This is a genomic window from Aulosira sp. FACHB-615 (assembly GCF_014698045.1).
Lineage (GTDB): Bacteria > Cyanobacteriota > Cyanobacteriia > Cyanobacteriales > Nostocaceae > Nostoc_B.
Genome location: NZ_JACJSE010000007.1, coordinates 158,462 through 179,746 on the forward strand (window position 1 = coordinate 158,462; position 21,285 = coordinate 179,746).

General features: G+C 41.1%; 20 protein-coding genes and 1 pseudogene. 17 read left to right on the top strand and 4 right to left on the bottom strand.

What is annotated here, in order from left to right; genetic code table 11:
* Positions 1-105: 105 nt before the first annotated feature.
* From H6G77_RS14075 to H6G77_RS14100, 6 genes are all read left to right on the top strand, one after another.
* Positions 106-453, top strand: a complete 348-nt coding sequence (locus H6G77_RS14075; protein ID WP_190589867.1) for a DUF362 domain-containing protein — start codon at positions 106-108, stop codon at positions 451-453.
* 3 nt (positions 454-456) lie between these two features.
* Positions 457-1,659, top strand: a complete 1,203-nt coding sequence (gene nifS, locus H6G77_RS14080) for a cysteine desulfurase NifS (RefSeq protein ID WP_190589866.1) — start codon at positions 457-459, stop codon at positions 1,657-1,659.
* Between the two features lie 162 nt (positions 1,660-1,821).
* Complete coding sequence (gene nifU, locus H6G77_RS14085) at positions 1,822-2,736, top strand: Fe-S cluster assembly protein NifU (protein ID WP_190589865.1); 915 nt, start codon at positions 1,822-1,824, stop codon at positions 2,734-2,736.
* A 253-nt stretch (positions 2,737-2,989) separates the two neighbouring features.
* Positions 2,990-3,469, top strand: a complete 480-nt coding sequence (locus tag H6G77_RS14090; protein WP_277880572.1) for an AAA family ATPase — start codon at positions 2,990-2,992, stop codon at positions 3,467-3,469.
* A 231-nt stretch (positions 3,470-3,700) separates the two neighbouring features.
* Positions 3,701-6,388, top strand: coding sequence for a nuclease-related domain-containing protein (locus tag H6G77_RS14095; protein WP_190871877.1), 2,688 nt, complete (start codon positions 3,701-3,703; stop codon positions 6,386-6,388).
* Between the two features lie 2 nt (positions 6,389-6,390).
* On the top strand, positions 6,391-8,019 hold the full coding sequence (locus H6G77_RS14100) for a DUF7017 domain-containing protein (protein WP_190871878.1): 1,629 nt from the start codon (positions 6,391-6,393) through the stop codon (positions 8,017-8,019).
* On the opposite strand, the gene H6G77_RS14105 is transcribed toward H6G77_RS14100, so the two are convergent.
* The 4 genes from H6G77_RS14105 to H6G77_RS14120 form a co-directional block, all read right to left on the bottom strand.
* The gene (locus H6G77_RS14105) at positions 7,993-8,478 is read right to left on the bottom strand and encodes a DUF3368 domain-containing protein (protein ID WP_190871879.1); all 486 of its coding nucleotides are present in this window, start codon (positions 8,476-8,478) and stop codon (positions 7,993-7,995) included. The genes H6G77_RS14100 and H6G77_RS14105 overlap by 27 nt on opposite strands.
* Positions 8,471-8,725, bottom strand: a complete 255-nt coding sequence (locus H6G77_RS14110) for a UPF0175 family protein (protein ID WP_190669951.1) — start codon at positions 8,723-8,725, stop codon at positions 8,471-8,473. The genes H6G77_RS14105 and H6G77_RS14110 overlap by 8 nt, the downstream gene beginning before the upstream one ends.
* A 42-nt stretch (positions 8,726-8,767) precedes the next feature.
* Positions 8,768-9,370 (bottom strand): hypothetical protein, encoded by a 603-nt coding sequence (locus H6G77_RS14115; protein ID WP_190669949.1) that lies wholly within the window; start codon positions 9,368-9,370, stop codon positions 8,768-8,770.
* A gap of 115 nt (positions 9,371-9,485) precedes the next feature.
* Complete coding sequence (locus tag H6G77_RS14120) at positions 9,486-10,913, bottom strand: integrase (RefSeq protein WP_190871880.1); 1,428 nt, start codon at positions 10,911-10,913, stop codon at positions 9,486-9,488.
* A 109-nt stretch (positions 10,914-11,022) separates the two neighbouring features.
* On the opposite strand from H6G77_RS14120, the pseudogene nifH reads away from it, so the two are divergent.
* The 11 genes and pseudogenes from nifH to H6G77_RS14175 all read left to right on the top strand — a co-directional run.
* Positions 11,023-11,484: pseudogene (gene nifH, locus H6G77_RS14125) on the top strand (nitrogenase reductase); the annotation flags it as partial.
* A 151-nt stretch (positions 11,485-11,635) separates the two neighbouring features.
* Positions 11,636-13,129 carry a nitrogenase molybdenum-iron protein alpha chain gene (nifD, locus tag H6G77_RS14130; protein WP_190589863.1) on the top strand — a complete coding sequence of 498 codons (1,494 nt, stop codon included), beginning with the start codon at positions 11,636-11,638 and terminating at the stop codon, positions 13,127-13,129.
* Between the two features lie 205 nt (positions 13,130-13,334).
* Positions 13,335-14,873 carry a nitrogenase molybdenum-iron protein subunit beta gene (nifK, locus tag H6G77_RS14135; RefSeq protein ID WP_190871881.1) on the top strand — a complete coding sequence of 513 codons (1,539 nt, stop codon included), beginning with the start codon at positions 13,335-13,337 and terminating at the stop codon, positions 14,871-14,873.
* 137 nt (positions 14,874-15,010) lie between these two features.
* Complete coding sequence (locus H6G77_RS14140) at positions 15,011-15,328, top strand: Mo-dependent nitrogenase C-terminal domain-containing protein (RefSeq protein WP_190589861.1); 318 nt, start codon at positions 15,011-15,013, stop codon at positions 15,326-15,328.
* Positions 15,329-15,887: 559 nt separating this feature from the next.
* Complete coding sequence (gene nifE, locus H6G77_RS14145; protein ID WP_190871882.1) at positions 15,888-17,327, top strand: nitrogenase iron-molybdenum cofactor biosynthesis protein NifE; 1,440 nt, start codon at positions 15,888-15,890, stop codon at positions 17,325-17,327.
* Positions 17,328-18,644, top strand: a complete 1,317-nt coding sequence (gene nifN / locus H6G77_RS14150) for a nitrogenase iron-molybdenum cofactor biosynthesis protein NifN (RefSeq protein WP_190589859.1) — start codon at positions 17,328-17,330, stop codon at positions 18,642-18,644.
* A 91-nt stretch (positions 18,645-18,735) separates the two neighbouring features.
* A complete protein-coding gene (gene nifX / locus H6G77_RS14155) occupies positions 18,736-19,149 on the top strand; it encodes a nitrogen fixation protein NifX (protein ID WP_190589858.1) in 414 nt (137 codons plus the stop codon).
* Positions 19,146-19,622 (top strand): NifX-associated nitrogen fixation protein, encoded by a 477-nt coding sequence (locus tag H6G77_RS14160; protein ID WP_190669941.1) that lies wholly within the window; start codon positions 19,146-19,148, stop codon positions 19,620-19,622. Before nifX ends, H6G77_RS14160 begins: the two co-directional genes overlap by 4 nt.
* Before the next feature lie 177 nt (positions 19,623-19,799).
* On the top strand, positions 19,800-19,997 hold the full coding sequence (locus H6G77_RS14165; RefSeq protein ID WP_190589856.1) for a CCE_0567 family metalloprotein: 198 nt from the start codon (positions 19,800-19,802) through the stop codon (positions 19,995-19,997).
* Positions 19,994-20,311: a nitrogenase-stabilizing/protective protein NifW gene (gene nifW / locus H6G77_RS14170; protein ID WP_190589855.1), complete on the top strand. Its 318-nt coding sequence runs from the start codon at positions 19,994-19,996 to the stop codon at positions 20,309-20,311. Before H6G77_RS14165 ends, nifW begins: the two co-directional genes overlap by 4 nt.
* Positions 20,312-20,321: 10 nt before the next feature.
* Positions 20,322-21,122: a ThiF family adenylyltransferase gene (locus tag H6G77_RS14175; RefSeq protein ID WP_190589854.1), complete on the top strand. Its 801-nt coding sequence runs from the start codon at positions 20,322-20,324 to the stop codon at positions 21,120-21,122.
* The last annotated feature ends 163 nt before the right edge of the window (positions 21,123-21,285 follow it).

The following is a 21,285-nucleotide window of genomic DNA, read 5'->3' on the forward strand; positions in this document are numbered from 1 at the left end:
AACAGGCAATAGGGAATTTTCCCTGACCACTCCCCACTCACCACTACCCACTCCCCACTCCCTACTCACCACTCCCCACTCCCCTCATTCGCAAGGAGAATAATCATGGCTTATAAGATTACCAGCCAATGTATTTCCTGCAATCTCTGTGAGTCTGTATGCCCCACCGGCGCAATTAAAGTAGAAGGCTCACGCCACTGGATTGATTCTGAACTATGCACAGACTGTGTTGGTACTATTCACACAGTACCTCAATGCAAAGCTGGTTGCCCCACCTGTGATGGTTGCGTTAAAGAAACAAACGATTATTGGGAAAGCTGGTTTGCTAAATATAACCGTGTCGTCGGGAAGTTAACAAAAAAACAAGATTATTGGGAACGTTGGTTTGACTGTTATTCTCAGAAGTTCTCTGAACAAATGCAAAAGCATCAGGGTGAAATCCTAGGGGTATAAATAATGAGCGTCATTTATCTAGATAATAATGCGACTACTAAGGTAGACCCACAGGTTTTAGAGGCAATGATGCCTTATTTAACCGAATATTATGCCAACCCCTCAAGTATGCACACCTTTGGCGGTCAACTGGCTAAAGCAGTGAAAACAGCCAGGGAACAACTAGCCGCCCTCTTAGGTGCAGATGAATCAGAAATTGTTTTTACCAGTTGTGGAACCGAGGGAGATAACGCAGCCATTCGCGCCGCTTTGTTAGCCCAGCCCGAAAAGCGCCACATCATCACCACCCAAGTAGAACATCCGGCGGTGCTGAATGTCTGCAAACAATTAGAAACCCAAGGTTATAGTGTTACTTATCTTTCGGTGAATAGTCAGGGACAGTTGGATCTAGATGAACTAGAAGCCTCTCTGACTGGGAATACCGCCTTGGTGAGCATCATGTATGCTAACAACGAAACAGGTACGATTTTCCCGATTGAGCAGATTGGATTGCGCGTCAAAGAACGCGGCGCACTGTTCCACGTCGATGCAGTGCAAGCAGTGGGTAAGATTCCCCTGAACATGAAGACCAGTACAGTAGATATGTTAACTATGTCTGGTCATAAGATTCACGCACCCAAAGGTATTGGCGCGTTGTATGTGCGCCGAGGCGTGAGATTCCGTCCCCTGTTGATTGGTGGACACCAAGAACGCGGTCGCCGCGCGGGTACAGAGAATGTTCCTGGTATCGTTGGTTTAGGGAAAGCAGCCGAGTTGGAATTGCTGCATTTAGAAGAAGCAACTGCGAGAGAAAGAAAGTTGCGCGATCGCCTGGAACAAACTCTCCTCGCTAAAATCCCTGATTGTGAAGTTAACGGCGATATCAAAAATAGATTGCCCAACACCACCAACATCGGTTTTAAATATATCGAAGGTGAAGCAATCCTACTTTTGTTAAATAAACACAATATCTGTGCCTCATCTGGTTCCGCTTGCACCTCCGGTTCACTAGAACCATCCCACGTTCTCCGGGCAATGGGTTTACCATACACTACTTTGCATGGTTCCATTCGCTTCAGCCTTTGTCGCTACACCACCGACGCTGAAATCGATCGCGTCATTGAAGTCATGCCCGAAATTGTAGAACGTCTCCGCGCTCTGTCGCCATTCAAAAACGACGACGCAGGTTGGCTGCAATCTCAAGAACAAACACTGGCACATCGGTAAGTAAATAGGGAGTAGGGAGTTGGGAATAGGGAGTTGGGTAAAGAATTTACTACTCATCACCCCCTAACGAGAGTTGGGAAATCAAATATATTTTCACCACTCCCCACTCACTACTCCCCACTCCCCTACCCAACTCAGCACTCAGCACTCAGCACTTAAAATATGTGGGACTACACAGATAAAGTATTAGAACTGTTTTACGATCCCAAGAATCAGGGAGTCATCGAAGAAACGGGTGAACCTGGAGTTAAGGTTGCAACGGGAGAAGTAGGAAGTATCGCCTGCGGTGATGCTTTAAGACTCCACCTGAAAGTAGAAGTAGAATCTGATAAGATTCTGGATGCACGTTTCCAAACCTTTGGCTGTACCAGTGCGATCGCTTCTTCGAGTGCATTGACCGAAATGGTTAAGGGTTTGACTTTAGATGAAGCCTTGAAGGTATCTAATAAAGATATTGCCAATTACCTTGGTGGCTTACCTGAAGCCAAAATGCACTGCTCAGTTATGGGTCAAGAAGCCCTAGAAGCCGCAATTTATAATTATCGTGGCATTCCTTTGGCTGCCCATGATGACGATGATGAAGGCGTTTTAATTTGCTCCTGCTTTGGTATCACTGATACAAAAATTCGCCGCGTAGTGAAAGAAAATAACCTTACGACTGCGGAGCAGGTAACAAATTATGTCAAAGCTGGTGGCGGATGCGGTTCCTGTTTAACAAAAATTGATGATATTATTAAAGATGTAGAGCAGGAAGTCGCCACAGCCAGTAAAAACAGCATTAACGGCATAAAAGCTCCAGAAATTCTTAAATTAGGTCAAATAGCCACAGCCACAAGACCACTAACAAACGTTCAAAAGATTGCCTTAATTCAAAAAGTTCTCGACGAAGAAGTTAGACCCGTCCTGATTGCAGACGGCGGAGATGTAGAACTGTACGACATCGAAGGAAACACTGTTAAAGTCATCCTCAAAGGTGCTTGCGGTTCTTGTCCCAGCAGCACCGCCACCTTAAAGATAGCGATTGAGTCCAGACTGCGCGATCGCATCAGCAAAGACATTGTAGTAGAAGCAGTCTAAATCAATGGTCATTTGTCATTAGTCATTGGTCATTAGGGAAATACAAATGACGAATAACGAAGGACAAATGACAACCAAAAGAACTTTCACAACTTCATAACCAACCGAATGTACATTATGCTAACGCGATTTTCGGTAGAGCGATCGCCACCGGCGGCGTTCTACAACCACTCACAGCCATAGCTCAACAGGCGTGAGATTCTCAAACAAAAACAAAGACCCACTAACCAACCAATTGTAGGAAAAGAGAACCATGACTGACGAAAGAATCAGACAGATAGCTTTCTATGGTAAAGGCGGTATCGGTAAATCTACCACCTCCCAAAACACCCTGGCAGCTATGGCAGAAATGGGTCAACGCATCATGATCGTAGGATGCGACCCTAAAGCAGACTCCACCCGTTTGATGCTCCATGCCAAAGCTCAAACCACCGTGTTACACTTGGCTGCTGAACGCGGCGCAGTAGAAGACCTCGAACTCGAAGAAGTAATGCTCACCGGTTTCCGTGGTGTTCGTTGCGTAGAGTCTGGTGGTCCAGAACCCGGTGTAGGTTGCGCTGGTCGTGGTATCATCACCGCCATTAACTTCTTAGAAGAAAACGGCGCTTACCAAGACCTAGACTTCGTTTCCTACGACGTATTAGGTGACGTTGTATGTGGTGGTTTCGCTATGCCTATCCGTGAAGGTAAAGCTGTGTTTGCTAAAGTTGTTGATGATGCAATTGAGTTATAACTTTGATTTTTCCCGCCCTATTTTTTCCCTGGAAAAAGTTTAATAAACTAGTTATTTGTCTGATTATATTCTTTTGTCTACCCTATATTATCCCTTACGTCAATAGTAATACATGATTTTTGATGAATAAGTTACACAATCTGTATAACTTACGCATGAGTTATTACAATAGAAGTTATACTTGTATAATACTTAGGCTATTAGTGTTTTCCCGAAAACTTGCTTTTATAAATGGTTATCCGTACTTATCGCACACAACCTTTTGAGACAACGCATGAAAACCGTATCTTTGATGCGTTGCTGAAAGAATTAAAACAAAACTGGGCTGATTCAGAAGAACTGTTAATCCTACTGGGAAACTTTTACTGTAATGGTTCTGAAATAGATGCGGCTATTTTGAAAAGGAAAAGTATTACCGTCATCGACTTTAAAGACTATGGAGGAAATATCCATTTTTCTGAAAATGGAAAATGGTTTGCAGATAATGTGGAAATTAAAGGAGGGAATAAAGAAAATCCCTATTTGCAGATTAGACATAATAAGTTTGCATTGCTTGATTTTCTGAAAGGAAGACTTAACTTACCATCCGGTAGACAACCAAATTTTGGACATATATCTGGGTTAGCATTATTTCATAAACCTATCATTTTTGATGAATTACAGTTACCAGGTACAATCTCCCCCTGGTTTCATATAGTTGATATTGATCATGTGACGGAACGAATGGCACAAATCACTAGTCGTGAAATTGATCTGACTCATCACGATTTAGAAACAATAGTGTCATTTTTTAGCATTCCTGAGTATATCCCAATAGGAAGAGGTTATAAAGCTGTTACCCCTCAGTTTAAAGACGATAATATTCCAGAGATAGAATTACCAGAATATCTCCAATCTCCTCTGTCACAAATTAACAAATTTTTGGAATCCTCAGAAAAAATTTTAATTCTGAGTGGAATGATTGGAACTGGATTAGAAGCATTCTTCAAAGTTATTGCTCATCAAGCCTTAAGGCAAGGGAGAAATTATTCACTTTTAGCACCAAACCGTCGTATAGCTTCCCAGTATCCTGTTTCAGAAGCAGAGAGTATTTATACTTGTATTTATTCAGGAAATCCTAAAATCAAACAAGATAAAATTATTTATGAATTAATTGAAAATCGAAATAATGACAGACATTTGTATATTATTGGTGATAGTCATTTAATTTCTGACGCAAATTTTGAAGCTAATCTTAGGCGTTATGGTAGTGGACAACTTCTTACGGATTTATGTAATTTTCTTGACCTCAATAATTCAAATAGACAAATTATTTTCATTGGTGATCCATTTCAAATCACACGGGGTAAAATTGATGAATCAGCTTTATGTTCTGAACGTGTAACCGCTATTACTGGTTGTCCAGTCAAAACAGTTTATCTTGAGTATATTGCTCCTGAAAATCAGAATAGTTTGCTTATTAAAAATTCTTTAGAAGTCGCAAGTAGCATAAGAGATAAAAATTTTAATTATCTTCATATAATGACAGATAATTTACAGTGTCTAGCATCACCAAAAGAAAAAGAGGAGAAGTATAAATTAGTAACGTCTTTGTTTGACCAAGAATCAAACTCCACTAAGTTTTTAGCTTACTCTCATGTAAAAGTAAACGAAATTAATAATTGGATTCGGCAAAAATTTTTTCAAAGGGATCATAATATAGCCTGTGGAGACATCGTTAATATCCATAATAGTTTTTTTGTGAAAAATGATGATATTCCAGATAGTTCAATTTATGTTCCAAATGATTCTTTCGCAGAAGTTATAAAAATTAAAGAAGATATTCAGCCATTAATACAACCCCTCAAAGGGAGAGATGAGCCAATTAAAGTTAACTTTATTCATCTTCGAGTACGCTTACTTCATAATAATCAAGAGATAGAGTTTCTGTGCTTAAAAGACTATTTATACGCTGAAAAACCTGAAATAGATAAAGATACTCTTTTAGCACTTTACATTTCTGCAAAGACAAGGTTTAAGCAGTTGCAGAATTTAGAAACAACAAACATAGAAGAATCAGACTATGAAGAGTCAGTTGCTTTAGCTAATTTTTTGCGAGGTGATCCTTACTTGAACGCAGCACAGTTGAGATTTGGATATGCACTAACAGTTAATCGAGCGCAAGGGCAGAAATTTAGGACTGTAATTGCAAATATGGATACTAATCAAGGAAAAACAAATGAGACTTATTTTCGTTGGGTTTATACTTTGTTTTCTATAGCCAATGATAAACTAATTTTATCAAATATTCCCTCAATAACACCTTTTGACAGAGCAATATGGGATGCTAGTAATAGCAAGATTGATTCTATTTATCCCTGTAATTTTATAGAGTTTGATCCTAATGCTGAAATAGGTATAGAGAATATTATAGAGTTTGATATTCCAGAAGTAGCGTTGAGAAATTTTTATTGGTATATCAAAAAGAAGTTAGATGCTCAAGGTATCAAAATCACATCTTACAATCATCACAATTACCAGGAAATTTATAGTTTTGAGGCAGAAAACGTCACAGCATATTGCTCAATACGCTTTTATTATAATGGAAAATATCAAATCAGTAGAGCCGAAACAATAAAGTCTGATCCTCCTGATTTTGCCGAGAAAGTACGTAATTTTATTTCATCGGAAATTGTATGTGCTACTAAAATTCAACAAGATATATATAAATTAATCCAGAATAAATTAGATAAATATAAAATTTTAATTCAAGCAATAGAGCATAATAATTATGAAGAGATTTATTACTTAACTTCAAAAAATAGTAATCTAAAATTAAAAATTACCTATGATGGAGATGGATTTATAACAAGGTTATCTCCATTGAAATATTCAAACAATGAAATTATGGAAGCGGTTCGTATAGCCTTGGAAATTTAGTCATGCAACCATATCAAGAAGTTACAGCTTTAAGAAAAGAAGGGTGTTTAGAAGAAGCTTATTCAAGAGGATATGAGCTACTGAAAGAATATCCAGAAGATGAAAAATTACGTAATAGTATTGGCTGGGTTCTTTATGAAAAAATCAAAAATATAGTTAATTTAGCACATCAACCTAAAACAACCATTAGTGAAAAGCACAGTGAAGAGATTAGGCAAATTCTCAGAAAGTATGCGGCTCTCAAACTATCTCGACCTGATCTTCTTTTTAGTCTTTTATTGGCTCAAACTATTAGGTTTCCAAAGGAGCTAGAATTTTTTCCCAAGTTTATGCAGTGGGCTGGGATTGAAAGTTTCAGGATAGAAGACTACCGTGTAGAAAAGCAAAGCGATAAGATATTTGAACCTTTGATTGAAAAAGCAGCAAGGGAAACAGGAAAAATTGCTCAAGGTTGGAAAGGAGATTCTGATCTGCAAGAGTTTTCCATCTTACTAATCAATAATGCACTTTTGCAAGCAGAAGTTCAAAAGCCTGAATGGTTGCACTATCATAAAGCTTTATTACTGAAACAGTTAGGTCGATTAGAAGAAGCTAAAACTCTTTTGCTATCATTTATTCAAGTAAAACGTAATGAATTTTGGGCTTGGCGTGCGTTGGGTAAGGTTGTAGAAAATTCTGATACCTCACTAGCCTTGGCTCTTTATGCAAAAGCTTGCTTAACTTGTAATGATTTGAATTTTGGTGTTGGTGTCTTTGAGGATCTCAGCCGACTTGCTGCTCATGAAGGTAAAATATCCTTAGCAAAATGGGCTGCTGATCAAGCTTTTACTACTCGTAATCAGAACCAATGGAAAATTCCTCAGTCGCTGCGTGAGTTATTAGAGGCTGATTGGTACTCACAGGCAAAAGTTATTATCTCTGCAAAAGAAGTTTTATTAGACTTAGCTGCTGATGCAGAGAAAGTAATTTGGGTAAATTGTCCACGTTATAGTGCTAACTTCCTTGGTATATTTACAACCCAAAGTGGTAAGCAAATGGCCAAATTTGGGTTATTATCTAACAGATGTTCTCAAGAATTAGCCAGTCCAGCACGAGGGTTGCTCAATAACGTAAATCTTGAAATCGGTGAGCCAGTCACAGTAACCGTTGATGAAACTGATGAACATCGAACTGTAGTTTTGATGGAAAAACGTCAGTCAGGTATTCATTTTGATCAGTTAGAGCGTATCTATGGAATTGTTGATCACCATCACGAAGGAAAAGCTTTTATTTACTTAAATCCACAAAAGCAATTTACACTCACATACACTGATTTTCCGGTTATACAAACTATGAAACCTGGAATGTCTATAGAAATGATATGTGCAAGACACCGCGATCGCATTAATCCGTACCAAATATTTGCAGTTTCTTTTCGCCAAACAGAAAATATTTCTCTTGTGGTTGGCGTTTTGCGGTTACATCCAAATGGATTTGGTTTTGTTGGAGATGCTTTTGTTTCACCTGAGTTAGCTAGTCAGTTGAAGGATGGACAAGAAATACATCTGATTGTGGCGAAAAAATTAGATAAGAGGAAAAATCAACTAGGATGGAAAGCGATCGCACTACTCACCTACGAGCCTAAGTGCTGACTCTAAAACTTGTGTACTCACTCTGAATCCCACCTGAATCAGTTGTTCAAAAATTGGTCTAGCAGCTTCTACCCTACCTTTTTGTTTCGCTAGTAAAATCACACCTAAAGTTCCCCTGGTCAGCATCCCTAAAGCAAGTGCGGCTATTTTTGCAGCGCGATCGTCTAAAATTGCTTCATAGCCTGGGTTGTTATGTATCCAGGTAAGAACTTGACTTTCTCCCAAACCAAGATCCCATGCTGCAATCATGGGTTCAATTTGTTCTACATCTCGAACATAGCCAGATCCTTCATTCAAAATCCAGAGTTTTGCCGGGTCATTATCTGGTGCAACGCAGATTTCCCGAACCACACCACTAGGAATAATAACTTCATCGCAGAGTTCAAACAGCAGATGAACCTGATTAATCTTAGTAAGTACAATCAATGGCGAAGAATTTACAACCCATCGTCTAGTCACGCTCTAACTCCTCGGCTAATTCTTCGGGAGTTACTTGGAAAGGTGAAACATTATAGCGATGCAATGCTTCTAGAAACTGATGGCGACTCACTCCAGCAATTTCCGCAGCTTTAGATTGAGAAAGCATCCCAACCTCATACCATTTGACAGCCGCAGCTAAACGCATTTCCTGAACAAAAGTTTCTGGGTTACTGCGGAGAGCAGAAAACACATCATTTGGCAGTTCAATACTAATTTGTATGGTCATAGATTCAGTTCAGGTTACAGATTTTTATTAAGCTAACATCTATCATCCATTTTGCAGCATCCAAACTAACATACCCACAATCTCTTCCACTGGTGGGAGGGGATAATCTAGCAAATCGATAGTTACTAAATCATTTTCTAGCTTGAGAAATCGCCACTGTGTACCACTGCTAATCGAACCATAAATAGTCGCAATTGAACGATTTTTTGCTGCATTAAATCTTTGTGCAGCCACCATCTCTGCAATACATTGTCCAAACCCAGTTCTTAAATCAGCCTTTTTTGCTTCAACAAGTACAAGTACAGGTGCTTCTATTTCTAATACTTCAGTGGAACGACTTAATAAAAAATCACACATTCCATTAAGTCCAACTGATTCATCAACTGTAAAATCTTCACCCGAAAATAAGCTAATTTGCCGATTTAATATCCTTCTTACTTCTAACAATATTGGATAAATAATACCTTCTGAACGTGCTTTTTCACTAGCAGAAGAAGCAAGTGGTATACTTTCTTCCAGATACGCCTTTAACGTAGTCGATACCTCGATTTTATCGATTTCAGGAATAAAACGTCCGCCTTCCTGTGTTTTTAGCCCAAAAGCTTCTTTAACCTTACTAATATTAGTAAATTGACTATAAGGCATAATTAATAAAATTCCTTATCTTAAATTTATTTGATTTATTCCTTTGGATATTTGCCATAAAAAATTAACCCCGTTACCAACAATTATATCGGAACTTGGCTTGCCCGATACATATTTAATTTATTATCCGTATTAACTCTTGATTTTCTATTTGTAACCGCAATTTCTCATTTTCTAATCTCAATTTCTCATTTTCCTGATGAAGTTCAATCACCATATCTTGTAATTCTTGCACCTTAGACTTTTTCTTAATCGCCTCTTCAATAGCAACCTTGCGATTTTCCAAACTGAACCATTTTTGATAAATGGATGTGTGCATATTCACAGAATGACCCAAATTATCAGCAGCAGCTTTAATTGGTATTCCCATTAAATGCGCCCGAATTGCCCAAGCATGGCGTAAATCATAGGGTTGAAAAGGAATACCGACAAATCTAAACCATCTATCTGTACCATGCCGAGCAGAATTGATTTGTTTACTGGAAATTTTATCTATAATCTTCGCTTTTAGTAACTCAATTGCTTCTGTATCTGTTTTTAAATTAAAAATCTCCACCCAACGGGGATATAAAGGTAAAGCTTCCCTTTCCCCTGTTTTACATTCTTCATTCACACGCCAAGTATTCATTGTATTATCTGATGATAACCACCAATCTAAATCAGGATTGAGAAAAATTTCTCTAGGTCTTAATCCATAGGTAGCTAACATTCCATATACCCAACGCCATAACTTCCAATTACTTCTATCTTCCCTTGTCAGCAATTTACTGGGACGATTCAGGGCATAATTCTCAAACTTGAGATATTCCTGTTCTATTTCTGCATCAGTAGGTATATCACGCTTGCGGGTAGAACTAGGTTTTATTTTCAGATTACTTAATTCTGGAACTTCCAAACCAGAACACTTACACAAAACCCTAATAACTTTAATTAACTCATTTTTGACACTATCAGATGAATTACAACAGTTTACAGCTTCAATAAAATTGGCATTGTTTGCTAGTTTATCCTTGGGCAAATGCGTTTGAGCAATATAGCGATAACTATTAAATGTATTTTCACTTCTCAAAGTACGTTTTCGAGTTTGGAAATAATTATTCTCGAAATCTGCAATCAAATCACCAATTGTTTTTCCTATAGTTTTTTTGTGCGTTTTGCCTAAGTATTTATCATTCCATTGAAATTGTTTTCTTGCTATTAGCTTTCCTAACTCATGGGCTTCTTCTTCCGCAGTATTTAATCCATCAAAATTAAACGGAATACCCAAAGAAATGTCGTATTGCTTTGTTCCTATACCGTTCTTATCAATATCTCCTGGTTTAATGGGTAGGGTAGTTCTCAGTTGTAGTGCTTTACCAGATTTTCTGACGGAAACATTGACCCTAGCAGCTTTTAGTCTAGCATTGACCGCCTTTAACTCGATTGCCAATTTTTCCGCCAGGTGATTTTCTTGATTTGTGACTGCTTGCATTCTGCCTAAATATCCTCCATCAGTGATGGCTGTTTGTTGAAAATCGGCAAATGCTTCCTGTGTTCTGTTCATACCCTATATTTACCCTAATAAAAAAACTGTCCATCATTGACATTGATGACAGCAAACATTGTTAAAAATGAACATTTTAAGCTATTAAGAGCATATCACTGCTCTTTCCCGTGAAGGTAAAGCACAAGAAATCTACATCGTTACCTCTGGTGAAATGATGGCGATGTACGCTGCAAACAACATCGCTCGTGGTATTTTGAAATATGCTCACTCCGGTGGTGTACGCTTAGGTGGTTTAATTTGTAACAGCCGTAAAGTTGACCGTGAAGCTGAACTGATCGAAAACTTGGCTGAACGTTTGAACACCCAAATGATTCACTTCGTACCTCGTGACAACATCGTTCAACACGCTGAATTGCGTCGGATGACCGTTAACGAGTACGCACCAGACAGCATTCAAGGTAACGAATACCGTGCATTAGCTAAGAAGATCATCAACAACGACAAGCTCACCATTCCTACACCAATCGAGATGGATGAACTAGAAGCACTGTTGATCGAATACGGTATTCTCGATGACGATTCTAAGCACGCAGACATCATCGGTAAGCCCGCAGAAGCTACCAAGTAAGTAATTCCCTAATTAGGAGTCAAGGAAAGTATGAAGTATGAAGTGTGAAGTATGAAAATTCCCTTCATTCAGCTTTAGCCTTCAGCCTTCATTCTTCTCCTCTCCCTTTTTTCCCTGATTTCCCCATCTTTAACTGTTACCGAGGCAGACTATGACACCTCCAGAAAACAAGAATCTTGTAGATGAAAATAAGGAACTAATTAAAGAAGTTCTGCAAGCTTATCCCGAAAAAGCTCGCAAAAAACGCGAAAAACACCTCAACGTCCACGAAGAAAGCAAATCCGATTGCGGCGTTAAGTCTAACATCAAATCCATTCCTGGTGTAATGACCGCTCGTGGTTGTGCTTACGCAGGTTCTAAAGGTGTGGTTTGGGGGCCTATTAAGGACATGATCCACATCAGCCACGGCCCAGTAGGTTGCGGTTACTGGTCTTGGTCTGGTCGTCGTAACTACTACGTAGGTGTAACAGGTATCAACTCTTTTGGTACTATGCACTTCACCTCCGACTTCCAAGAACGCGACATCGTATTCGGTGGTGACAAAAAACTCACCAAAATCATCGAAGAACTAGAAGTTCTTTTCCCCCTCAGCCGTGGTATCTCCATTCAATCTGAATGTCCCATCGGTCTAATCGGGGATGACATCGAAGCTGTTGCTAAAAAAGCTTCTAAGCAAATTGGTAAGCCAGTTGTACCCCTACGTTGCGAAGGTTTCCGTGGTGTATCTCAGTCTTTAGGCCACCACATCGCTAACGACGCTATCCGTGACTGGATTTTCCCTGAATTTGACAAAGCTAAGAAAAACAACACAATCGACTTCGAGCCAAGCCCCTACGACGTAGCATTAATCGGTGACTACAACATCGGTGGTGATGCTTGGGCAAGCCGGATGTTATTAGAAGAAATGGGCTTGCGTGTTGTTGCTCAGTGGTCTGGTGACGGTACACTCAACGAGTTGATTCAAGGCCCTGCTGCTAAATTAGTTCTGATCCACTGCTACCGTTCTATGAACTACATCTGCCGTAGTTTGGAAGAACAATACGGTATGCCTTGGATGGAATTCAACTTCTTCGGCCCCACCAAGATTGCTGCATCTTTACGCGAAATTGCAGCTAAATTTGACTCTAAGATTCAAGAAAACGCTGAGAAAGTCATCGCTAAGTACACACCAGTGATGAATTCGGTACTTGAAAAGTATCGTCCTCGCTTGGAAGGTAACACCGTAATGTTGTACGTAGGTGGTCTACGTCCTCGCCACGTTGTTCCCGCTTTTGAAGATTTGGGTATCAAAGTTGTCGGTACAGGCTACGAATTCGCTCACAACGACGACTACAAACGTACCACCCACTATATCGATAACGCTACCATCATTTACGATGACGTTACCGCCTACGAATTCGAGGAATTCGTTAAAGCTAAGAAGCCTGATTTAATCGCTTCCGGTATTAAAGAGAAGTACGCCTTCCAAAAGATGGGTCTTCCCTTCCGTCAAATGCACTCTTGGGATTACTCCGGCCCTTATCACGGTTATGACGGATTCGCTATCTTCGCTCGTGATATGGACTTAGCTCTCAACAGCCCAACTTGGAGCTTGATTGGCGCTCCTTGGAAGAAAGCTGCTACTAAAGCTAAGGCTGCTGCTTAATTCATTCCCAAGAATCAAACGGATAGCCTGGGGTTTGTCGCCCCAGGAACCTAGGGAAGAATGGTGAATGCTGAATGCTGGATGAAGACTTTTATTCATTATTCATGATTCATCACTCGTGACTCCCCAGGGGAGGAGCGAAGTCCCCAGGCTCTCCCAAAACTTCAATTACTACACCAACCAGCAAGCGTAGAGAGATAGACAAATGCCACAGAATCCTGAAAGAATTGTAGACCACGTTGATCTATTCAAACAGCCAGAATACACCGAGCTATTTGAAAACAAGAGAAAGAACTTTGAAGGCGCACATCCTCCTGAAGAAGTTGAAAGAGTTTCTGAATGGACAAAATCTTGGGACTACCGGGAAAAGAACTTCGCTCGTGAAGCTTTAACCGTTAACCCCGCTAAAGGTTGTCAACCTGTAGGCGCAATGTTCGCGGCTTTAGGTTTTGAAGGTACTCTTCCCTTCGTTCAAGGTTCTCAAGGTTGTGTGGCTTACTTCCGTACACACCTCAGCCGTCACTATAAAGAGCCTTGCTCCGCAGTTTCTTCTTCCATGACAGAAGACGCAGCAGTATTCGGTGGCTTGAACAACATGATTGAAGGTATGCAAGTTTCATACCAACTGTACAAGCCTAAGATGATTGCTGTTTGCACCACCTGTATGGCGGAAGTAATAGGTGACGATTTAGGGGCGTTCATCACCAACTCTAAGAATGCTGGTTCTATTCCTCAAGATTTCCCAGTACCTTTTGCTCACACTCCTAGCTTCGTAGGTTCCCACATCACTGGTTACGACAACATGATGAAGGGAATTCTGTTGAACCTGACAGAAGGCAAGAAAAAAGCTACCAGCAATGGCAAAATCAACATTATTCCTGGTTTTGATACATACGTTGGTAACAACCGCGAAGTTAAGCGGATGTTGAATGCAATGGGTGTTGACTACACCATTCTGTCTGACAGCAGCGACTACTTCGATTCACCCAACACTGGTGAATTCGATATGTACCCAGGTGGTACCAAGCTGGAAGATGCTGCTGATTCTATCAACGCTAAGGCAACAGTAGCTCTCCAAGCTTACACCACTCCCAAGACCCGCGAATACATTAAAACCCAGTGGAAGCAAGAAACACAAGTTCTGCGTCCCTTCGGTGTTAAGGGTACTGACGAGTTCTTGACTGCGATCGCTGAATTGACTGGTAAAGCGATTCCTGAAGAGTTGGAAATTGATCGCGGTCGTTTAGTTGATGCTATCACAGACTCCTACGCTTGGATTCATGGTAAGAAGTTCGCTATCTATGGCGATCCTGATTTGATCATCTCTATCACCAGCTTCTTGTTAGAAATGGGTGCAGAGCCTGTACACATCCTCTGCAACAACGGCGACGAAGTTTTCAAGAAAGAAATGGAAGCTATTCTCGCTGCTAGTCCCTTCGGTAAAGAAGCTACCGTTTGGATTCAAAAAGACTTGTGGCACTTACGCTCTTTGTTGTTCACTGAGCCTGTAGACTTCTTCATCGGTAACTCCTACGGTAAGTACCTGTGGCGCGATACCAAAATCCCAATGGTGCGGATTGGTTATCCTCTGTTCGATCGCCACCACTTACACCGCTATGCTACCCTTGGCTACCAAGGTGGTCTAAATATCCTCAACTGGGTTGTTAACACCCTGTTGGATGAAATGGATCGCAGCACCAACATCACTGGTAAGACCGATATCTCCTTCGACTTGATTCGCTAGAAATTGCTACAAGCTGGTTTGTTAAAAACAGCTAAGTAAGTCAAAAGGTAAAAGGCAAAGAAATTTACTCTTTTGCCTTTTGACTTTTTACCTTTTACTTTTTCAACCTACCTATCCCTTGATTCGTTTTCTCTATCATGGACAGCATCAATCACGCTCATTCTCACGTTAATTACCATCCACCTAACTATAAAAAGTCTCCTCTACTTAATCCTCTGCGTCGTTTTGTGGACGGAATTAATGTTAAAAATAATCGCTTCGCTCATCTCATCTGTCAGGTTATTCCCTGCTGTTGCCCTTTTGAGCGAAATATTAGTTTATTTGGACGGACTTATCATATTCCGGCTTTGTGTAAGCTAAATCCTCTCTATGATGAGTTTGTTGGGTTACGTTTTCGGGCTTTGTCTTACCTCGCTGATGAATGTGGTGAGGATGTGACAAGGTATATTTGCTAATTTACTTATTATCTGGAAGTTATAGCAATCCTTGTGAGTTGTGAACGGATTCTTTTTTGACGAACCGCCAAGTGCGCCAAGTACGCCAAGAGAGGAAAGAAAGAGTTTCACAATTAATTTAGGAGTATTTGGAGCAGAAAGCAAGTTTTTTGTTATTGGTAGTCAAGCATACTTTAAAGTTTCTTGTAAAAGTCGATGTTATAGAAATGAATTACTGATGCACATGGGGAATTGTGTGTCAGGTATAGTGAAGATTTTTGCAGGAAGTTTTTGTGACAGTAATCAGTTAACAGTTAACAGTAATCGGTAGACCTCTTGCATATATATTTTTTTGTCTCACGCAGAGGCGCAAAGACGCAAAGAGGTCTAGTGAATATATAAGTGATTATTGTTAACTGTTTTTTCTCAAGCAGAGAAGATGGGATTTTTATCGAACCACAGAGGAGCCAGTCGCGTGGTGAGGTAGCGCGGTCTTGGGGGTTTCCCCCATGAGCGACTGCCGAAAGGGTTTCCCGACTTGAGCGAACTGGCGTAGCGCGGAGAACACAGAGGAAGAGAGATGAACACCCAAAAGAAGGTTAATGAACTGCTGAATGAGTCGGGATGCGAACATAATCAGCAGAAGAAGGGCGAGAAGAAGAATAAGTCTTGTACACAACAAGCGCAACCTGGGGCGGCTCAAGGTGGCTGTGCTTTTGATGGGGCGATGATTGCTCTAGTTCCAATTACTGATGCGGCGCATTTGGTTCACGGCCCGATCGCCTGTGCTGGTAATTCTTGGGGTAGTCGTGGTAGTCTCTCTTCTGGGCCTGTACTTTATAAGACGGGTTTCACTACCGACATGACGGAAAATGATGTGATTTTCGGTGGTGAGAAGAAGCTTTACAAGGCAATTTTAGAAATTCATCAGCGTTACAATCCCAAGGCTGTGTTTGTCTACGCTACTTGTGTGACGGCTTTGATTGGCGATGATATCAATGCTGTTTGCAAGGCGGCGGCGGAAAAAATTGGGACTCCGGTTGTCCCGGTGATTGCGCCGGGATTTATTGGGAGTAAGAATTTGGGCAACCGTTTTGGCGGTGAAGCTTTATTAGATTATGTTGTCGGGACAGCAGAACCGGAGTTCACAACCCCCTATGATATAAACTTGATTGGCGAATACAATATCGCCGGGGAAATGTGGGGAGTCCTGCCTTTATTTGAAAAATTAGGCATCCGCGTACTATCTAAAATCACGGGTGATGCTCGTTATGAAGAAATTCGTTACGCTCACCGTGCCAAGTTGAACGTGATGATTTGTTCGCGGGCTTTGCTCAATATGGCGAGAAAGATGGAGGAGCAATATGGGATTCCCTACATTGAAGAGTCTTTTTATGGGATTGATGATATAAATCGTTGCTTGCGGAATGTGGCGGCGAAGTTGGGCGACCCTGATTTACAAGCGCGGACTGAACAGCTAATTGCTGATGAAACTGCGGCTTTGGATATCGCCTTGGCTCCCTATCGCGCCCGCCTCAAGGGTAAGCGTGTAGTTCTGTATACTGGCGGTGTGAAAAGTTGGTCTATTATCTCCGCCGCTAAGGACTTGGGGATAGAAGTTGTGGCTACTAGCACCCGCAAGAGTACGGAAGAAGATAAGGCAAAAATCAAACGCTTGCTCGGTACGGATGGCATCATGCTAGAAAAAGGCAATGCTCAGGAGTTGTTGCAATTGGTACGTGACTCCAACGCTGATATGTTAATTGCGGGTGGTCGTAACCAATACACAGCCCTGAAAGCGCGGATTCCTTTCCTTGACATCAACCAAGAACGCCATCATCCGTATGCTGGGTATATGGGAATGTTAGAGATGGCAAGGGAGTTATACGAAGCCCTCTACAGCCCGATTTGGAGTCAAATCCGTAAACCTGCGCCTTGGGATGAAGAAGCCGGGACTTTAAATAATTTTAGTTTGTCAGCAGAAGATATTTTCTCTGCTTCAATAGAAGAGGTATTTTAGATGGCGATCGTTACTGTTCCCGAAAAATCAGTTGCAGTTAATCCCCTCAAACAAAGCCAAGCTTTAGGTGCATCCCTCGCCTTTTTGGGATTAAAGGGAATGATACCTCTGTTTCACGGTTCTCAAGGGTGTACCGCCTTCGCCAAAGTTGTGCTTGTACGGCATTTTCGGGAAGCGATTCCCCTAGCCACTACAGCCATGACTGAAGTAACTACGATTTTGGGTGGCGAAGAGAATGTGGAACAGGCGCTTCTGACGTTGGTAGAAAAGGCCAAGCCAGAAATTATCGGTTTGTGTACCACTGGATTAACCGAAACCAGAGGCGATGATATTGAACGCTTCTTAAAGGATATCCGCGATCGCCATCGGGAATTAGACCACATCCCCGTTATCTTTGCACCAACACCAGATTTTAAAGGTGCATTACAAGATGGTTTTGCCACTGCTGTAGAAAGCATTGTTAAGGAAATTCCCCAAGCAGGCGGAATTAGAAGCGAACAAGTGACAATTTTGGCTGGTTCTGCTTTTACTCCCGGCGATTTACAAGAAATCAAAGAGATTGTCACCGCTTTTGGATTAGAACCTATCTTTGTACCTGACCTTGGCGCTTCTTTAGATGGTCATTTGGAAGATAACTATAGTGCGGTGACAGGTAGCGGTACAAGTGTCAAACAACTGCGTCAAGTAGGTTGTTCTGCTTTCACCATCGCTTTGGGTGAAAGTATGCGGGGTGCTGCCAAAATTCTCGATGAACGGTTCAACATTCCCTACGAAGTGTTTGGGGAATTGACTGGTTTAGAACCAGTAGATGAGTTTTTGCAAGCATTATCAATTTTAAGCAGCAACCCAGTCCCCGAAAAATACCGCCGCCAACGTCGCCAGTTGCAAGATGCAATGCTCGATACGCACTTTTATTTTGGTGCAAAACGGGTATCTCTAGCATTAGAGCCTGATTTACTTTGGGGAACAGTGCGCTTCTTGCAATCGATGGGATGTCAAATTCATGCGGCCGTCACCACAACGCGATCGCCTTTACTCGAAAAACTCCCCATCAAGAGCGTTACTATCGGCGATTTAGAAGACTTTGAAGAACTAGCAGTAGGTTCTGACCTAGTGATTGGTAATTCTAACCTGGCTGCGATCGCTAAACGTCTGTCGATTCCTCTTTATCGTTTAGGTTTGCCCATCTACGACCGTTTAGGAAATGGTCTATTCACAAAAGTTGGTTATCGCGGCACGATGGAGCTTTTGTTTGGCATTGGCAACCTCTTTTTAGAAGCTGAAGAAGAGCGCGTTAAACACTTTTTCAATGATTAGTAATTGGGGAATTGGGAGTAGGGAATTGGGAGTAGAAATTTACTACTCCCCACTCCCCACTCCCCACTCCCTACACAAGTAGGAGAACAGAATGAAAATTGCCTTTACAACCAGTGACCACATTCATGTCAATGCTCACTTTGGCTGGGCGAGAGAAATTGATGTCTACGAAATCGATGGCGAAGGATATCAATTTTTACACACTCTCAACTTTGAGGGTGAGCTAAAAGAAGATGGTAACGAAGATAAAATTACACCCAAACTTGATGCACTGGTTGACTGTGCAATTGTTTATGTAACAGCAATTGGTGGAACTGCTGCTGCTAAGTTAATCAAGAAAGGTGTCACCCCAGTTAAAGCCCGCACTGAAGAAGAAAAAATTGAAGAGTTATTGACTAAATTAGTCCAAACTCTTAAAGGTAATCCTCCACCTTGGTTGCGGAAAGCTCTCCAACCCAAAACCAAAAGTTTTACAGATGAACTTGAAAATGAAGCAACTGTATGACCGCAGATAATACTGTTAACGGCACTACTAGTCTCGCAGCCTTAAACTCTCCCTTCATTAAGGCTTTAGTTCTCCAAATTCGTGGGCAAGATAGTTACGGATTCTACCGTAATTGGTCAGATGAATTAATCCTCAAAGCATTCGTCGTCCCCAAAAAAAAGAAACGCGAAATCCCCATTGAAGGCGAAGTCGATGCCGCAACTCAAGCCCGGATATTAGTTTTTTACCGTGCTGTTGCTGCCAGAATTGAACAAGAAACCAATCTAATTTCTCAGGTTGTAATTAATATCAATCATGAGGGCTTCGGCTGGGCTTTAGTATTTTCTGGTCGGCTTTTGCTAACAGTAAAAACTCTCAGAGATGCTCATCGTTTCGGCTTTGAATCTCTCGAAAAGTTAGCAGAAGAAGGCGAAACTTTTGTCCAAAAAGGATTGGATTTAGTTAATCGCTTCCCAGAAGTAGGCAAGATTTAAACGTTAGTCATTAGTCATTAGTTATTCGTTATTTAAACCCCTCTCCAAACCTCTCCCCCCCAGGGAGAGAGGCTTTGAAAACGCAGAATATTTTTGCCCTTCTCCGCGTCGGAGAGGGGTTGGGGAGAGGTTTATCAAACTCATGTTTATTTACAAATGACAAAGGACAAATGACAAATGACCATCGAGGAATTGAAAACTCAAATTAAACGCCTCAACAGCAAAGCAGGTCAAATGAAAATGGATCTGCATGATTTAGCAGAAGGTTTGCCAACAGATTACAAACAACTTATGGATGTTGCAGCCGCAACTTATGAAATATATCGGCAACTGGATGAGCTAAAGCAGCAGCTAACAGCATTGGAGGGTAAATGAGTAAAACTATTGAAGAATTCAAAAAATTAAGTGATGCCGAAGAATTTTTGAAATTCTTTGAATTACCTTACGACCAAAAAGTTGTAAATGTAAATCGTCTCCATATATTGAAAAAGTTCTCGCAATATATCCAAGAAATTGACGAACAAGCTGCTGATTTAACTGCTGAAGAAAAACTGAATCAATATTGCTTGGCTTTACAACAGGCTTACGAGATATTTCTCGAATCAACACCCCAAGAACAAAAGGTGTTCAAAGTCTTTAAAGACAAGCCCAAAAATGTAATTACGCTGACAGAACTCTCTTCTGATTAGGAGGTAAATAGTGATCAACCTAACTCCTACCGAGTTAGAACGTTATAGTCGCCAAATGATGCTTCCGAATTTTGGCGAAGCGGCTCAGAAGCGCCTGAAGTCAGCGACAGTATTGGTTACAGGTGTGGGGGGATTAGGTGGTACAGCCGCGCTTTACTTAGCAGTAGCAGGCGTTGGCAAACTAATTCTCGTCCGGGGTGGTGATTTACGCCTTGATGATATGAATCGTCAGATTCTCATGACTGATGATTGGGTTGGTAAGCCAAGGGTATTTAAGGCTAAAGAAACCTTACAAGCCATCAATCCTGATATTGAAATCGAAGCGGTTCATGATTATGTTACTGCTGAAAATGTAGATTCTTTGGTACAGTCCGCAGATATGGCACTGGACTGCGCTCATAATTTTACAGAACGCGATTTGTTGAATGCAGCTTGTGTGCGCTGGCGCAAACCAATGGTAGAAGCTGCAATGGATGGGATGGAAGCTTACCTGACAACAATTATTCCCGGTGTCACGCCTTGTTTATCTTGTCTGTTTCCCGAAAAACCTGAGTGGGATCGGCGTGGTTTCTCCGTGCTAGGTGCCGTTTCTGGGACATTGGCTTGTTTGACAGCACTGGAAGCAGTCAAGCTGATTACTGGGTTTAGTCAGCCTTTATTGTCACAATTGCTGACAATAGACTTCAACCGGATGGAATTTGCCAAGCGTCGTTCATACCGCGATCGCTCTTGTCAAGTATGCGGTAACAATGCACCTTGGAGATACTCGCAATCTCCATCAATGGAAACCACCAGTAATTTTACAACTTAATATTTTTGTCCTTTGTCATTAGTCATTTGTATTTACAAATATGTTTTCAAACTATTTGTTTAACTGGCGAACTTTTTAGATCCCCCTAAATCCCCCTTAAAAAGGGGGACTTTAAGAGGCTCTTAGCCCCCCTTTTTAAGGAGGGTTGGGGGGATCTAAGACT

Excerpts from the sequence above, each read along its gene's own strand:
- H6G77_RS14075 (WP_190589867.1), top strand. The coding sequence starts at position 106 with ATGGCTTATAAGATTACCAGCCAATGTATTTCCTGCAATCTCTGTGAG.
- nifS (WP_190589866.1), top strand. The coding sequence starts at position 457 with ATGAGCGTCATTTATCTAGATAATAATGCGACTACTAAGGTAGACCCA.
- nifU (WP_190589865.1), top strand. The coding sequence starts at position 1,822 with ATGTGGGACTACACAGATAAAGTATTAGAACTGTTTTACGATCCCAAG.
- H6G77_RS14090 (WP_277880572.1), top strand. The coding sequence starts at position 2,990 with ATGACTGACGAAAGAATCAGACAGATAGCTTTCTATGGTAAAGGCGGT.
- H6G77_RS14095 (WP_190871877.1), top strand. The coding sequence starts at position 3,701 with ATGGTTATCCGTACTTATCGCACACAACCTTTTGAGACAACGCATGAA.
- H6G77_RS14100 (WP_190871878.1), top strand. The coding sequence starts at position 6,391 with ATGCAACCATATCAAGAAGTTACAGCTTTAAGAAAAGAAGGGTGTTTA.
- H6G77_RS14110 (WP_190669951.1), bottom strand. The coding sequence starts at position 8,725 with ATGACCATACAAATTAGTATTGAACTGCCAAATGATGTGTTTTCTGCT.
- H6G77_RS14115 (WP_190669949.1), bottom strand. The coding sequence starts at position 9,370 with ATGCCTTATAGTCAATTTACTAATATTAGTAAGGTTAAAGAAGCTTTT.
- H6G77_RS14120 (WP_190871880.1), bottom strand. The coding sequence starts at position 10,913 with ATGAACAGAACACAGGAAGCATTTGCCGATTTTCAACAAACAGCCATC.
- nifD (WP_190589863.1), top strand. The coding sequence starts at position 11,636 with ATGACACCTCCAGAAAACAAGAATCTTGTAGATGAAAATAAGGAACTA.
- nifK (WP_190871881.1), top strand. The coding sequence starts at position 13,335 with ATGCCACAGAATCCTGAAAGAATTGTAGACCACGTTGATCTATTCAAA.
- H6G77_RS14140 (WP_190589861.1), top strand. The coding sequence starts at position 15,011 with ATGGACAGCATCAATCACGCTCATTCTCACGTTAATTACCATCCACCT.
- nifE (WP_190871882.1), top strand. The coding sequence starts at position 15,888 with ATGAACACCCAAAAGAAGGTTAATGAACTGCTGAATGAGTCGGGATGC.
- nifN (WP_190589859.1), top strand. The coding sequence starts at position 17,328 with ATGGCGATCGTTACTGTTCCCGAAAAATCAGTTGCAGTTAATCCCCTC.
- nifX (WP_190589858.1), top strand. The coding sequence starts at position 18,736 with ATGAAAATTGCCTTTACAACCAGTGACCACATTCATGTCAATGCTCAC.
- H6G77_RS14160 (WP_190669941.1), top strand. The coding sequence starts at position 19,146 with ATGACCGCAGATAATACTGTTAACGGCACTACTAGTCTCGCAGCCTTA.
- H6G77_RS14165 (WP_190589856.1), top strand. The coding sequence starts at position 19,800 with ATGACCATCGAGGAATTGAAAACTCAAATTAAACGCCTCAACAGCAAA.
- nifW (WP_190589855.1), top strand. The coding sequence starts at position 19,994 with ATGAGTAAAACTATTGAAGAATTCAAAAAATTAAGTGATGCCGAAGAA.